Source organism: Candidatus Falkowbacteria bacterium, assembly GCA_018674305.1.
Lineage (GTDB): Bacteria > Patescibacteriota > Patescibacteriia > UBA11705 > JABHMO01 > JABMRF01.
The window spans coordinates 102,851-117,444 of sequence record JABHAL010000001.1 but is presented as its reverse complement, the minus strand read 5'-3'; the positions used below and the strand labels follow the sequence as shown (position 1 = coordinate 117,444).

Below are 14,594 nucleotides of genomic sequence, written 5' to 3'. Positions count from 1 at the left end.
GCTGAATGAATTAACAATGAGAAATAAAATAATTTACGCGACAATTTTAGCCGTAATGATTATAGCTCCTTTGTTTGTTATCGAAGGAGCATCTTTAAATCACAACCAATATCCTAAATTGGCTAATTTGTTTTTTCGTTGGGATATAACTGCAGATGAAGCGAAGGATTTGGCCAGATGGGATATTCTGATTATTGATATGGAAGTACAAACTTATTCTCCTGAAAGTCTGAAATTATTAAAAAAATTTAATCCAAACATCAAGCTATTAGCTTACATTGCTGCACAAGAAATTAGAGGTGATTCTTGGAATTTGCCTGGGACTTTACGAAAAAAACTTTATAATAAAATAAATAAAAATTGGTGGTTGAAAGATACTTCAGGAGAAAAGGTCGCTTGGTGGCCTGGTAATCCTATGGTCAATTTAACAACTCAGTCCCCACTGGTTAAAAATCAACGTTGGTATGATACCTTGCCTTCATTTGTAAAAAAAGAGTTAATCGACACTGGTTATTGGGATGGAGTTTTTTATGATAATGTGTGGGATAACATTTCATTTATGTCTGATAAAAAGATAGATCTGGATCAGGATGGCGAGGCGGATTCGATGATTGAAGTTAATAGTAAATGGCAAAAGGGAATGGAAATCCTTTTGAATAACACAAGAAAAATTTTGGGGCCAGAAGCCTTAATCATTGGTAATGGTGGTGAGAGTTATTATAAGCAAATGAATGGTGCGCTTTACGAACATTTTCCATATAGGGGTTGGTCTGAAACATTAACAAAATACAAGTTTATGAATCAGGAAGGTTATCAACCCACCTTAAGTATTTTGAATTCTAATGTTAACAATACTGGTGATGATAAGGATTATAAAAAAATGCGCTTTGGTTTAGCTAGCGCTTTGATGGATAATGGTTATTATAGTTTTGATAATGGTGACCAGTCTCATCGAGAGATTTGGTGGTACGATGAATATGAAGCTTATTTGGGCGAGCCAGCTGGCGAAGCATTTAACGTAGCTTCGGGTAGTAAGAAATTTGACGCTGGTGTCTGGCGTAGAGATTTTAAAAACGGTTTAGTTTTGGTTAATTCTGGTAATCAGGAAAAATATATTGAGCTAGGTGGTGAGTATGAAAAATTAAACGGTGTGCAGGACACTTGGACTAATGATGGTTCTTTTGTGGAGGGTGTTGATTTGGCTGGCAATGACGGTTTAGTATTGTTACGTCCGATTGAAGAAATATTAGAAGCTACCTATGTAAATGGTTCATTTGCCAGAGTGTTCAACGAGTTTGGGCACGTGGCACGTACTGGATTTTTTGCTTACAATGAAAATTACAAAGGAAGTAGTCAAATTATAAAACACGATTTGGATGGAGATGGAAAAAATGAAATTTTAGTGGCGGGAAGTAAAAAAGTTGAAATATATAAATCTGACGGTACTTTAAAAGCCAGCTTTTATCCTTACACAGAAAATTATGATCGTGGAATAAATATTTCAGTTGGCGATTTAGATAATAATGGTACTTTGGAAATTGTTACTGGAACAGAAAAAGGTGGTGGTCCGCATATCCGAATTTTCAATAGTGAAGGGAAACTTATCAACCCTGGTTTTTTTGCTTATGGTCCAGAATTCCGTGGTGGCGTTAATGTGACCATTGCAGATTTGGAAGGTGACGGTCATTACGAAATCGTAGCTGGTGCAGGATTTGGAGGTGGTCCGCACGTGCGAGTTTTTGCTCCAGATGGACATTGTATTAATCCAGGTTTTTTTGCATACGATCCGAGTTTTCGTGGTGGGGTTAATGTAGCAGCTGGTGATGTAGATGGCGATGGTGTGGACGAAATTGTAACTGGGTCTGGTAAGGGTGGTGCGCCACATGTTAAAGTGTTTGATAAGGACGGCAATCTAGATGGACCAAGCTTTTTTGCCTTTGATCAGGGACAAAATGACGGTGTGAAAGTAGTTGTCACAGACATGGATGGTGATAATAAAGCTGAAATAATCGCGACTACCACCAATGTGTTTACTTTATCGGGATTTACTAATTAATTAATCAGTAAAATATATGGGTAAATTTCAAAAATACAAACTTTACATCAAAACATTAAGTAGATATTACTTAACTCAGCACACAAAAATGACTCTTTTGGTTTTGTTATCATTGGTTGTTTTTCTTTGGATGACTTTGATTGTTAACCGGATTATGGGTAGTCCTGTATTCGGAGCGGAAAGAACTGGGTTAGTTAAACTTGGCGGTAGTGGACTTGGGTTATTGATCTTATTTATCAAGCCGGTTTTTTTGTATATTGCAGGTTTAATAATTATTAATCGACTGAAGGATTAAATATGTCACGAGAAATGCAACAATTTCAAGAGAAATCCCTAAAAGCTAACTTTACCGAAGTCCAGCAAATTTATTTTGATAGATTAATGTCTGAGTTGGAACAAATTTCTGGTGGATTAGGTTTTGCTGAGCTTAAAGCGAAGGCTGAGGCAGGTGATAAAGAAGCGCTTCAGGTTATGCGGGATTATGTCGCCAAGAAGGAACAGATTGTAGAATTTATAGAGAATAAAGAAGTTGTCAATGCGGAAATCAAATATGTGCCTGGTGATCATATTGTTTATTGTAAAAACCGACAGCAATTTTATGGTAAAACAGGGGTGGTAGAAGAGGTTGATGAGAAAGGCGAGCATGTTCGTTGTTCGGGGATGCATAATTTTCTAGTTGGCTTTGATGTTAATGAGATTTCTCGTTATAGTGATGATGTTAATAATAGTTCTTTAAGGCAATTTTTTGGCGAAGAAGTAAGAGTTTTGGATCGAGAGGAATTTGGTGGATTAGAATTATACAAAAGATATAACGAGACGTCAGGTAGCGGGCAGGCGGTTATTCATCATTTTGTTGTAGGAGTATATGAGATTTTACTATTTGTTGATCGGCATCTAAAAGGTAAACGAGTTTGGGAATCGATGACATTACAAATGTTTAATGAGCAATATGAGTTGAAAGGTAATAAGAAGAAAGGTAGAACGAAGTGAAAATCGCGTATCCCGGAGCACATAACACATATCACATATTACGTAACAAAAACAAAGTATGTTAACTCTAGAACAAAATCTAACTGAAAAATCCCTCCACGCTAACTTCACCGAAGTTCAGCAAGCGCATTTTGATAGATTAATGTCTGAGTTGGAAGTAATCTCGGATGGCTTAGGTTTTGCTGAACTGAAAGCGAAAGCTGAAGCGGGCAGCAAAGAGGCTCTTCAAGTAATGCGAGATTATGTCGCCAAGAAAGAGCAGATTGTGCAGTTTATTGAAACTAAAGAAGTTCCAGAAGTTCTCCGAGAAAAAAATCTTAAAATTGGTGACCGAGTTGTAGTTAAAGAAGTGGAAAGAGATCATCGTACCGGAAAACTTAAAAATCATTATCATGATGGTGGTGTCGTTGAATCCTTTCCAGAACCAGAAACTGTTAGGGTCCGATACAATATTGGTGGCGGTGTTGGCATCAAGATACCGAAAAGCGAAAATTGCATGCGGTTAACTGGCGAAATGATCGACAATGGGGCAGTTGAATATGAAATCCTTGATTTTAGGGAGGTGGATGGAATTAAAATTGGTCAAAATATGGTGACTGACTTAACTTTTAAGACGATTCTACCAAAAGGAGTGCTAATTGAAAATTTTTTATATAGAGAGGGGGCTCTTTTTGTAAGATTCCGGGATAATAATAATAAGACACATATAGTTTGGGAAATTGGAGTAGTAAAAAAACAACTCCGCGACCTATGAGTATGAAATTTGAAACAGAACTACAATCAAATGCACTCAAAGCTAACTTCACTGAAGTTCAGCAAGCGTATTTTGATAGATTAATGTCTGAGTTGGAAGTGATTTCGGGTGGTTTAGGTTTTTCTGAGTTAAAAGAAAAAGCTGAAGCGGGTAGCAAAGAGGCTCTTCAGGTAATGCGTGATTATATTGCGAAGAAAGAGGAGGTCGTGGAGTTTATCGAGACAAAAAAAACAGTTTTTGAAAAATTTCCTACAATAAAGGGTGAAATTAAAGTTAGTGATCTTGTGCTGGTTATTAATCCTGAAGATGAAAATTATGGAAAAAAATATGGAGTGTCTGAACTCGAAAATGGAATTGCGAAATTTGTTGGACAAAGCACTTTTCATGGTTACGAAACTTCAATAAATAATATCGCCAGATTTTATAGCATAAAAGAATTGGATAAAGGCGTTGCTAGATTAATAAATTCAACTGATGTTAGGGGAATGGTTTATACACCATTAGATATGCAAGCATATATGAATGTCAGGATTGGAGATAAATTTAGATACACAGAAAAATTCAAAGAAGCAGTAAGCGCAAACCATAGTTTTGTTGATGCTGAACTGATAGAAATTATTGGTTTTGTTCGGTCAAATAATGTTTTTGTGCTAGCGGGAGAGCCGGAAAATTTTGTAGCTGCGGCAATGAGATTTACCATGCCGGATGGAACAATTGAGGTGGAAGCTGGTAATGTGGCAAAAATGGTTAAGGCTTTGGAAAGAATCGCGTAGCGTTTATTAATCTCTGAATACCCATAACCGATACATAATACCAAATACCTAATACCCAATATACAGTATAGAATAACCAATAAATAAGCTTCATGAAAAGTCTAGAACAATTACAAGAGAAATCACTCAAGGCTAACTTCACTGAAGTTCAGCAAGCGTATTTTGATAGATTAATGTCTGAGTTGGAAGTGATTTCAGATGGATTGGGTTTTGCAGAGTTAAAAACGAAGGCTGAAGCTGGTGATAAAGAAGCGCTTCAAGTAATGAGGGATTATGTCGCGAAGAAAGAACAGATTGTTGAGTTTATTGAGACTAAGAACTTGTTTGATTTTAAGATCAATTGGAATAAGTTTGAAGAGCTTAACGATTATGAAAAAAAAGGTTCACGAGCTAAGGTTTTTAAGGCACCAGGTTCAGAAATGCTTGTTTTAGATTTTGAATTGGGGGATTCAAAAGATTATATCAGTGTAGTTCGGTCAGATGATTTTCAAATTGAAAAAGTTAAAAGTATAGACACGGACATTAGTAGGTTAATACCAGTAGAGCCTGGGAATTGTTTGTGTGTTTCCGAAAGGGGTAAGTTATATCGATTGGAATGGAAAAAAAATGGTTCACATTGGTCAAGGTTTGGAGTGCTTGCTATTGATCCTAATCACCCAATAAATAAGGAAAAATTTGTTGATGGAGTGAGTTTAAATAAAGATAATTGTGCAGTCATTAGTAAGGGAAATGAAAAGGGGATACTTTATTTTATTGATTTCTCAGGAGATGAATCAATTCTTATAGAGGGGGACTCTTATTTTGAGCCTAGTAATATAACTAGATTAAATGATACACAGGTTGTTCTTACTGATTCGTATGGTCATGAAAATATTATTTGTGTTGATAAAAGTAAACCAAAAGAGCGCAAATGGGAAACTAAAATTTCAGATGATGACATCAATGAGTCCGACCTTGATAAATTATGTCGTCAGGTAGTTGATTTGGCTCCTGTAGATGAAAAGTATATTGCAGCCGCTGTGAATTGGTATGTTGATGAAGATGAAGATATACCGGATGCGCTAGAATATTGTGGAATAGTGTTGATTGATTCCAAGACTGGTGAAGAAGTAGATAGAAACCTCTATGATCGTCTTGATATGGATAAATTCGTAGAAGTTGTCACATCTCCAAATGGTCAGATCATGGTTCTGACGGAAGGAGGAGAAATCGAAGTTTTTTCTATTGCAAACAATAAAATTATTGATACGGGTGCCAGTTTTAAAGTGGGTGAAGAAGCTTCAGGTTTTTCGGTTATGAATGATGGTAAAATAATGGTTACATATAAACGTGGTAATATGAAAATTTTTGGAGAAAAACAACTATGATTAATCTAGAGACTCAGCAACTAACAGAAAAATCTTTGCACGCTAACTTCACTGAAGTTCAGCAAGCGCACTTTGATAAATTAATGTCTGAGTTGGAAGTGATTTCGGGTGGGTTAGGTTTTGCTGAGCTAAAAGCGAAGGCTGAGGCAGGTGAGAAAGAAGCACTTCAGGTGATGCGGGATTATGTCGCGAAGAAAGAGCAGATTGTGGAGTTTATTGAGACTAAAGAATTAGTTGGCTTGAGTGGAATTGAGGAATATGATGAAGAGTTTCGTGCTGGGGATAGCGTAATGGTAGTATCCGCTACTTATGGCGAGCCATTTCCTGCAGAAGTAGTTGAGGTTGAGAGTCCTCGGAGTGGTGTGATTTTAAGGATAGAATATAATAATGGCCGAGTACTTAGAGTACTAGCAGACCAGGTGATAAAACTTACTGACAGATTTGAACAAGTCGGAGTGACTAAAGAATTAGTAAATATAGTAGCGAAGAATAGTTGGCGTGGGTTGGAAACAGGAAAAGACTATAAATCCAATGGGACTGGGCCTAAAATTATTTCTGGTAGCAAAATAGTTATTACATCGTTTGGTTGGAGTGATAAATATTCTAGAGTAAAGGTTTTGTATACTGTTCAATCTCCCGATGGGAGCTTGGCATTAAGAACGTATCGTTCTGTGGAAGGATTTAAACAATTGTTTATAGAAAAATAATTAACATCAAATATATGTTAAACCCCGAACAACAACTAACTGAAAAATCACTCCAAGCTAACTTCACTGAAGTTCAGCAATCGCATTTTGATAGATTAATGTCTGAGTTGGAACAACTTTCTGGTGGTTTGGGTTTTGCTGAGCTAAAAGCGAAGGCTGAGGCGGGTGATAAAAAAACACTTCAAGTAATGCGAGATTATGTCGCCAAGAAAGAGCAGATAGTTGAGTTTATTGAAAAGAAAGAAATACCGCTAGTAAAGGGTGAAATAAAAGAGAATGATGAAGTCATTTGTATTGACTTGGAATCTCATCCGGAATTATATGGAAAGCGTTTCAAAGTAGTTTCTTTTGGACATGGGGATGACATTTATGTATTAGGGGAGAGTGAGAGTGTTCCTCAGCTTTTGGATAGTAAATCTTTGGCAAGATTTCATACTTGGGATGAGTTAGAAAATGGGAAAGTTAAATACATAGCAGCAACTGAATTGCCTGGTAATGTATATACACCACTTGATATGCAGTCTTATAAAGGTATTAGTGTTGGTGATAAATTTAAATACAAGCAGGACTTTGTAAAGTCAGTTGGTCCACAAAATGTATATGTAAAATCAACTTCTGTGGAGGTGATTGGCTTTGTGGAAGGGCATGATGTTGTTGTTGCTTCTGGGGCTCCTGAAAATTATGTTGCTGTAGCAATGAAATTTGTTATGCCGGATGGACCAGATATTATTGGGACAGGTCGAGTGGATTTAATGTCGGGTGCTTTTGAAAGGATCGAGTAAAGTATATTTCATGTCCATTGATCAAATCGTTTTAATTATCAAAAATTTATTTTTTATTATATTCGACATTTATGATTAGCTCAGAGCAAAATTTAACGGAACGCTCACTCCACGCTAACTTCACTGAAGTTCAGCAAGCGCATTTTGATAGATTGATGTCTGAGTTGGAAGTGATTTCAGGTGGTTTGGGTTTTGCTGAGCTTAAGGTGAAAGCTGAAGAGGGAGGCAAGGGCGCTCTTCAGGTTTTGCGAGATTATATCGTCAAGAAGGAACAGATCGTTAGGTTTATTGAAACCAAAGATCCTTTGCCAGAAGTTAAAGTGGACGATCTGGTAGTCTATTTGGATACAGCTGGTAATGGTGAAGTGGGTGTTGTTGAAGATATTGATAATGGTGTGCACAAGGTAAATACAGGGAGAGAACTTTTACTGTTTAGGGAACAAATTATTAAACTCCAAGGTGATTATGCCAAAGACGAAGAATTTCCTATGGAGACGGACAGTATTAAGGTTGGAGTGCGTGTTTTTGAAAAAGGTATGAAGGTGCGTTATAAGTTTGATGATAGTGTTTTTATCATTCAGGGATTTAGTTATAGCAAATTTGCAGACGCAGTCAGAATAATTTTAACACGTAAAGCAGATACTATGTGTCTTTATTTAAATCAGGTGGCAGAACGGTACGAAATAGTTGAAGAAAATGAAGCATGAAACTTAACACTTAATATTTATTGCTTACAACTTACTACTTATAACTTAAATCAAGCCATATGACAAAAAACAAACAAATTAACATCGACGCTCCAGATGATTTAGAAAAAATCGAAGAAGATATTATCAGGGCGGCAGAAAAAGCAGGCAAAAAAAATGTGATTGTAAACATTTTTACGTATCCTCACAAGAAATTGAAAAAGCGCTGGCATGTGAGATACAAATTCAATAAAAAACATTTATTAATGGATTTAGTCATTGCGGCCGGAGTTTTGGTTTTGATTGGCTTGAATATATTTTGGCTGTGGGGTGGATTTCATTATTTTACAAATAAATTAAATTTAGAAATTACCGCACCGAGTACTGAATTGACCAGTGGCCAACAAGTAACTTTTGAAATTAATTATGCTAATGATAATAAATTTGAATTGCAGGATTTTGTAATGAGTTTCCGATATCCTGAATATTTTGAATTGGATGAGGTTTCACGGGCAGAATATGATTTTGAACATAATGTTATTGAACTAGGCAATTTAGAGGCTGGCGCAAATGGTAAAATAGAAGTTAGTGGACAGGTTTGGGGTGATATTGATGACGAACAGCTTTTATTTGTTAGTTCCAATTTTTATAAAACGAACAAAAAGAATGATCGTTTGTGGGGTCAGTTTTCTGAAAGCGAAATATTTAAATTCAGTATTGTTGATAGCTATTTGGATTTAAGCTCAGATTTACCAGACAAATTAGTTAAAGGCCAAATATTTACTTGGCCGGTTCATTTAGAAAACACTAGCGCAGATATTACATATGAATATGTTGAACTTCAACCAATGTGGGATGATCAACCGATTGGCTCACATGATGGTTGGTCTATCAGTGATTTCGGGCCTGGGCAGAAATCAGACTTTGTAATTGGACACACTGCCTATACAGATAAAGAAAATGTTGACGTTCAATTAAATGTGGTTTGGCATGAGGAAAATAGAGAATTAGTCCAGGCTAGAATACAAAAACAAGAACAAATTTTTGATCCTGAGTTCAGTATTGTTTATGATGTGGAAGTAGAAGAAGCTGTTACTCCTGGAGAAAGCGTGCCTGTGACCGTTACATATTCTAATCAAGGTAAATATACAATTGAGAATTTACATATTGAATTGCAACTTTCAGGGGATTATTGGCAAGTCAGCAAGACAGAGGCCGATCAAGAAGTTGTAATTGATAGTAAAAACAAAACAGTCATTTGGGATTATAAACAAAATCCATCTCTGGCGTTGGTTCAGCCAAAGGAAACTAAATCTTTGAAATTAACTCTAGCTACCCGTGAATATGTTAGTGGTAGTCAGAGTATTAGTTTAACTAGTGGTTTGAAATATCGATTTAAGGTTGAAGGTCAGGAAGTAGAAATTCAGGGTTTGAGTCAAAGTGAAAAGTTGAATTCTAACTTGTCAGTTCAAGCTTATCCAATGTATTATGCTGCGACTGGCGATCAGCTTGGCCGTGGTCCTATTCCACCGCGAGTAGGCAAAGAAACTAAGTATTGGATTTTTGCTAAAATGATTAATGATATTAATGATGTTGAGAATGCTACGGTCTCAGCGAAACTGCCATTTAATGTGGTTTGGTTGGATGAAAGCAATGTTCCAGTTGGCGATCCTATTATTTATAATTCAGAGGATAAAACTATAACCTGGAACATTTCTCAAGTTTCAGTAGATGCCTATAATCTTGGCTTTGCTTTTCAGGTCGCCATTGTTCCCACCGCATCTCAACAGGGGAGTTATCCAGCACTTTTAACGGATGTTAGTGTTCGTGGTACGGATAAAGTTACAGGTAATGTTATTACTAAAAATTTGGGTGCTGTAACCACCAAGTTGATTTACGATAATAAAGGTAAGTTAAAGGATGGCCCTGTAAAGTAGGGGCAGAACATTGTTCTACCCTTGATTTCTGTAAAGTTGAATTAATAGGGCCGCATAAGTCAAAAATGAGCAGTTCTGCTCATTTTTTGTGTAAATTTAGCCACTGGGTATTGACAAATTAATAAAAACATGCTATAATGCAATGATAGCAATTTGGAATAATAAACTTGATTGAAAAGGGGGAGATGATGAAAGAGGGTATTATTGCAGTTCTTTTGGTTCTGTTTTGTGTGTCTGGAGTAAGCCTTATCCTGACAACACGGGAGGTGTCAATTCTCAAGGGGGTAGTTTACGATCTTAAGGAGAATCAATCATCTCAACAGGAGTTGATTAAGGCTTTGAAACAGGACCTGCAAAATGATCCTGAGCTCCGAAATCTTCTGCGTGGAGACACCGGTAAGAAGGGTGTGCCTGGTAAGTGTGACTGCTCAAAGGGAGCTGGTCACAAGGCAGTAGATTTACTTGCACTTGGAACAGCTCTTCAGGCGATGGACAAGCGTTCACAGCCTGAGTCTTGTTATGACGAAAGACGTCAATGTGAACCTGGAGATATGCGGATTTGCGGTGCCACTACAGTTGGAGCCTGCGAATTCGGTACACGGTTTTGCCAACCAGATTGTATCTGGGCAGAGGAGTGCCTTGGTGCGGTTTATCCTGAAACAGGTGATACCTGTCAGAATGGGTATATGTTAGACTCTGATTGCGACGGATACATCAACGCCACATATGAGATTTCAGGCGCAATGGTCACCGTTGAAGGCGTGGAAACAGAGGATTTTGCTCGACATACTGGCAACTTCACTGAGAGGGTCTGTGATCGAGTAATCTCAACTGGTTTAAAGTGGTCTGTTAACAATGAACATTGCCCAAAGGTCTACACCGATTCTGGTTGGGTAGACTACGATTGGGTAGGTCCAAACGGACCTGAGCCATTCTTCTACCGAAATTAAGTGATGACTAAAAGTCGCTTCGATACAATATCGAAGCGACTTTTCTTTTTGTGGATAGATAATTAGCAGTCTCTTGACAGGACTGCTAATTTTTTGTTAGAATGGTGTTAGTATGAATGAACGTCAAAGAAAAATATTAAAACGGATTATTGAAGCATTTATTAAAGATGCTAAACCTTTAGCTTCAAGTTTTTTGGTAGCCAAAATGAAACAAAAACTCAGTCCTGCCACGGTGAGAAATGAATTAGTTGCACTTGAAAAGGAAGGCTATATTTTTCAACCACATACTTCGGCTGGTAGAATTCCAACTGAAAAAGCTTATCAGTTTTATGTTGAAAACTATTTAGATAAAGAAAAAGAATTGAATACAATAGAAAAAAAGTTACTTGAGGAAATTGAAAAACAGGAAACTGAGGATCGAGTTAAAATAAAAAACTTTGCCAAGAAAATAGCTGCGCTTTCAAAGCAAGGCGTGATGGTTACTTTTGCAGAGTGTGATAATTATTACACAGGACTATCGAATATTTTTTCACAGCCGGAATTTCAAAACTCTGATTTAGTGGTTAATTTGTCATCTGTTATTGATCGTCTTGATACAAAAGTCTTTGAACTTGATGAAAAAGACTTTGATGAACCTGAAGTATTTATTGGCTCGAAAAATCCAATTGGTTGTGACTGTAGTTTAGTTGTATTTAAATATCAATTAGGCAAGTATAAAGGAATAATCGCTTTGATTGGTCCAATGCGTATGGATTATCAAAAGAATTATGCTCTAGTTAAAGAAAGTGTGAAATTATTAAAATAATCATTATGACAAAAAAGAAAGAAAACAAAAAAGCAAAAAAACAATTAAGTAAATTGGAGAAGTTAGAACAACAAAGTGTTGAATATCTTGATGGTTGGAAGCGAGCACAAGCAGATTATCAGAATCTAATCAAAGAGTCTGAAGAAAAACGCAAGGAATACGTCAAGTATGCCAATGCTAATCTAATTGTAGAGCTGCTGCCGATTCTAGATAATTTTAAAACTGCATTTAATCAGATTCCGGAAAATGATAAGGATAGTCCATGGGTAGTTGGATTTGGTTACATAAAGAAGCAGTTGGAGGATTTTCTGCAACAAAATGGCGTTGAATGTATCAAAACAGTGGGTGAGCAGTTTGATCCGAGCCTGCATGAAGCCGTTGAAAACAATGTAGGGACGGATTGCGATCCGTCCGCCACTCCAAACGAAACAAGTGCAGACGAGGGTGAAATTATAAAAGAAATTCGTTCTGGATATACATTGAACAATAAAGTTGTTCAAGTGGCTAAAGTCATTGTTAATCACTCTGAATAATATGACTTTAATGAAGGTAATTAGAAGCTGTTTTCTTGTAATCTATATTTGTTTGGCTGGAACCTTGAAGGGTATAGCTTATAGTTTTGGTCAATTAAACAATGTTGATGAAGATAATAATAACAAAGAAATTTATACAAATAAATAATAAACTGGAGATTCGAAATTAGAAACTCGGGTAAAGGCAGGATCTATAAACCCTATTTTCTAACTTCCTATTGCTAGTTTCTGAAATAAGTATGGGAAAAATCTTAGGAATCGATTTAGGTACAACAAATAGTTGTATGGCTATTGTGGAGGGGGGAAAGCCAAAAATTTTAGAAAACAAAGAAGGAAACAGGACTACTCCTTCAGTTATTGCGATTGGCAAAACTGGTGAACGTTTAGTTGGGTTGTCTGCCAAAAGGCAAGCAGTTACTAATCCAAAAGATACAGTGTTTTCAATCAAACGCATGATTGGACTTCGTTTTTCAGATGATGAAGTTCAAAAAGATAAGGGAACTCTCCCTTATGACTTAGTTCAAGCAGGTGATGGTGTAAAGGTTAAAATGGCAGACAAGGAATATACTCCACAAGAAATTTCAGCTATGCTACTGCAAAAATTAAAAACTGATGCGGAAGAAAAAATAGGTGAAAAAATTGATGAAGCTGTAATTACTGTACCTGCATATTTTAACGACGCACAACGACAAGCAACGAAAGATGCTGGTGAAATCGCTGGACTTAAAGTTCGTAGAATTATTAATGAACCAACTGCCGCAGCTTTGGCTTATGGTTTTGATAAGAAAAAAGGTGAGCAAATAGCAGTTTATGATCTTGGTGGTGGAACTTTTGATGTATCAATCTTAGAGGTTGGAGATGATACAGTTGAAGTAAAGTCTACTAATGGCGATACTCATCTAGGTGGTGATGATTTTGATAAAGTTATTATTGATTGGATAATTCAGGAGTTTAAATCTGAAACTGGCGTTGATCTAAGTAAGGATCAAATGGCCTTGCAGCGAGTTAAAGAAGCTGCTGAAAAAGCCAAGATTGAATTGTCAACTTCCCAGGAAACTGAAATCAATCAACCTTTTATTGCACAAGATTCTAGTGGGAACCCAACTCACTTAGTGAAAAAAGTTAGCAGGGCGAAGCTAGAAGAATTAGTTTCTCCTTTAGTAGAAAGAACCTTAGAACCATGTAAAAAAGCTTTAGCAGATGCTGGGCTGAAAGTTTCAGATTTGGAAGAAATACTTATGGTTGGTGGTATGACTAGGATGCCATTGGTACAAAAAATGGTTGAAGAATTTTTTGGTAAAAAACCACACGTTGGAGTTAATCCTGATGAAGTTGTAGCACTAGGTGCAGCTGTTCAGGCCGGAGTACTTCAAGGTGATGTTAAAGATGTTCTTTTGCTGGACGTAACGCCTTTGTCACTTGGGCTAGAAACTCTTGGTGGAGTAATGACAAAATTAATTGAGAGAAATACTACTATTCCAACTTCCAAAACTCAGGTTTTTTCAACTGCTGCAGATAGTCAAAGTACAGTAGAGATTCATGTATTGCAGGGCGAGCGTGATATGGCTCAAGATAATAAAACTTTAGGTAGATTTATCCTTGATGGTCTTCCGCCAGCACCGCGTGGTGTTCCTCAGGTTGAAGTCAGTTTTGATATTGATGCTAATGGTATTCTAAATGTAAAGGCAAAAGATAAAGCATCCAATAAAGAGCAAAATATTACAATTACTGCTTCTTCTGGTTTAAGTAAGGAAGAAGTTGAGAAAATGAAAAAAGATGCAGAAACTCACGCTGAGGAAGACAAGAAAAAGAAAGAACAGATTGAAATTAAAAATCAGGCTGACGCTGTTTGTTATAGCACAGAAAAAATGTTGAAAGATTCAGGTGATAAAGTTCCAGAAGATGTTAAAAAAGAGTTAACTGATAAAGTTGAAGAATTGAAAAAAATTAAAGATGGTGAAGATATTGAAGCTATAAAGAAAAAATTGGAAGAAGTTAATGAAGTCGCTATGAAAGTTGGTCAATCAATGTATCAGGCACAGCAAGCTGCAGGTGAGACAAACGGGGCAAGCGAGACAAGTGAAACCAGCAAGACAAGCGAGACCGGCGAGACAAGTGAAACCAGTAAAGAAAATAACACTGAATCTGATAATCCTTCAGGTGCTGATTCAGCAAACTCAGAGCCTGACGCTAATACTCAAGATGCAGATTTTGAAGAGAAAAAATAGTATTCAAGATGTTTACCCTGAAGTCA

The 14,594-nt window shown here is 36.7% G+C and carries 14 protein-coding genes; all 14 read left to right on the top strand.

Annotated features, from left to right (window positions below; all coding sequences use genetic code 11):
• Nucleotides 1–16: 16 nt before the first annotated feature.
• Nucleotides 17–2,056, top strand: a complete 2,040-nt coding sequence (locus HN643_00615) for a hypothetical protein (GenBank protein ID MBT7500160.1) — start codon at nucleotides 17–19, stop codon at nucleotides 2,054–2,056.
• 16 nt (nucleotides 2,057–2,072) lie between these two features.
• Nucleotides 2,073–2,351, top strand: coding sequence for a hypothetical protein (locus HN643_00610; protein MBT7500159.1), 279 nt, complete (start codon nucleotides 2,073–2,075; stop codon nucleotides 2,349–2,351).
• Between the two features lie 2 nt (nucleotides 2,352–2,353).
• On the top strand, nucleotides 2,354–3,046 hold the full coding sequence (locus HN643_00605; protein ID MBT7500158.1) for a hypothetical protein: 693 nt from the start codon (nucleotides 2,354–2,356) through the stop codon (nucleotides 3,044–3,046).
• Between the two features lie 58 nt (nucleotides 3,047–3,104).
• A complete protein-coding gene (locus HN643_00600) occupies nucleotides 3,105–3,800 on the top strand; it encodes a hypothetical protein (GenBank protein ID MBT7500157.1) in 696 nt (231 codons plus the stop codon).
• A gap of 2 nt (nucleotides 3,801–3,802) precedes the next feature.
• Entirely contained in the window at nucleotides 3,803–4,573 is a 771-nt protein-coding gene (locus tag HN643_00595; protein MBT7500156.1) for a hypothetical protein, read from the top strand.
• Nucleotides 4,574–4,665: 92 nt separating this feature from the next.
• Nucleotides 4,666–5,940 carry a hypothetical protein gene (locus HN643_00590; GenBank protein MBT7500155.1) on the top strand — a complete coding sequence of 425 codons (1,275 nt, stop codon included), beginning with the start codon at nucleotides 4,666–4,668 and terminating at the stop codon, nucleotides 5,938–5,940.
• Entirely contained in the window at nucleotides 5,937–6,647 is a 711-nt protein-coding gene (locus HN643_00585) for a hypothetical protein (GenBank protein MBT7500154.1), read from the top strand. The genes HN643_00590 and HN643_00585 overlap by 4 nt, the downstream gene beginning before the upstream one ends.
• A gap of 14 nt (nucleotides 6,648–6,661) precedes the next feature.
• Nucleotides 6,662–7,429, top strand: a complete 768-nt coding sequence (locus HN643_00580) for a hypothetical protein (GenBank protein MBT7500153.1) — start codon at nucleotides 6,662–6,664, stop codon at nucleotides 7,427–7,429.
• A 71-nt stretch (nucleotides 7,430–7,500) separates the two neighbouring features.
• Nucleotides 7,501–8,136: a hypothetical protein gene (locus HN643_00575; protein MBT7500152.1), complete on the top strand. Its 636-nt coding sequence runs from the start codon at nucleotides 7,501–7,503 to the stop codon at nucleotides 8,134–8,136.
• A gap of 59 nt (nucleotides 8,137–8,195) precedes the next feature.
• Entirely contained in the window at nucleotides 8,196–10,052 is a 1,857-nt protein-coding gene (locus HN643_00570; GenBank protein ID MBT7500151.1) for a hypothetical protein, read from the top strand.
• Nucleotides 10,053–10,240: 188 nt separating this feature from the next.
• Nucleotides 10,241–11,002: a hypothetical protein gene (locus HN643_00565; protein ID MBT7500150.1), complete on the top strand. Its 762-nt coding sequence runs from the start codon at nucleotides 10,241–10,243 to the stop codon at nucleotides 11,000–11,002.
• 112 nt (nucleotides 11,003–11,114) lie between these two features.
• The gene (locus tag HN643_00560; GenBank protein ID MBT7500149.1) at nucleotides 11,115–11,807 is read left to right on the top strand and encodes a hypothetical protein; all 693 of its coding nucleotides are present in this window, start codon (nucleotides 11,115–11,117) and stop codon (nucleotides 11,805–11,807) included.
• 5 nt (nucleotides 11,808–11,812) lie between these two features.
• On the top strand, nucleotides 11,813–12,340 hold the full coding sequence (locus HN643_00555; GenBank protein MBT7500148.1) for a nucleotide exchange factor GrpE: 528 nt from the start codon (nucleotides 11,813–11,815) through the stop codon (nucleotides 12,338–12,340).
• Between the two features lie 239 nt (nucleotides 12,341–12,579).
• Nucleotides 12,580–14,568 (top strand): molecular chaperone DnaK, encoded by a 1,989-nt coding sequence (dnaK, locus tag HN643_00550; GenBank protein MBT7500147.1) that lies wholly within the window; start codon nucleotides 12,580–12,582, stop codon nucleotides 14,566–14,568.
• The last annotated feature ends 26 nt before the right edge of the window (nucleotides 14,569–14,594 follow it).

Coding starts and splice junctions, on each gene's coding strand:
- HN643_00615 (MBT7500160.1), top strand. CDS start 17: ATGAGAAATAAAATAATTTACGCGACAATTTTAGCCGTAATGATTATA.
- HN643_00610 (MBT7500159.1), top strand. CDS start 2,073: ATGGGTAAATTTCAAAAATACAAACTTTACATCAAAACATTAAGTAGA.
- HN643_00605 (MBT7500158.1), top strand. CDS start 2,354: ATGTCACGAGAAATGCAACAATTTCAAGAGAAATCCCTAAAAGCTAAC.
- HN643_00600 (MBT7500157.1), top strand. CDS start 3,105: ATGTTAACTCTAGAACAAAATCTAACTGAAAAATCCCTCCACGCTAAC.
- HN643_00595 (MBT7500156.1), top strand. CDS start 3,803: ATGAAATTTGAAACAGAACTACAATCAAATGCACTCAAAGCTAACTTC.
- HN643_00590 (MBT7500155.1), top strand. CDS start 4,666: ATGAAAAGTCTAGAACAATTACAAGAGAAATCACTCAAGGCTAACTTC.
- HN643_00585 (MBT7500154.1), top strand. CDS start 5,937: ATGATTAATCTAGAGACTCAGCAACTAACAGAAAAATCTTTGCACGCT.
- HN643_00580 (MBT7500153.1), top strand. CDS start 6,662: ATGTTAAACCCCGAACAACAACTAACTGAAAAATCACTCCAAGCTAAC.
- HN643_00575 (MBT7500152.1), top strand. CDS start 7,501: ATGATTAGCTCAGAGCAAAATTTAACGGAACGCTCACTCCACGCTAAC.
- HN643_00570 (MBT7500151.1), top strand. CDS start 8,196: ATGACAAAAAACAAACAAATTAACATCGACGCTCCAGATGATTTAGAA.
- HN643_00565 (MBT7500150.1), top strand. CDS start 10,241: ATGAAAGAGGGTATTATTGCAGTTCTTTTGGTTCTGTTTTGTGTGTCT.
- HN643_00560 (MBT7500149.1), top strand. CDS start 11,115: ATGAATGAACGTCAAAGAAAAATATTAAAACGGATTATTGAAGCATTT.
- HN643_00555 (MBT7500148.1), top strand. CDS start 11,813: ATGACAAAAAAGAAAGAAAACAAAAAAGCAAAAAAACAATTAAGTAAA.
- dnaK (MBT7500147.1), top strand. CDS start 12,580: ATGGGAAAAATCTTAGGAATCGATTTAGGTACAACAAATAGTTGTATG.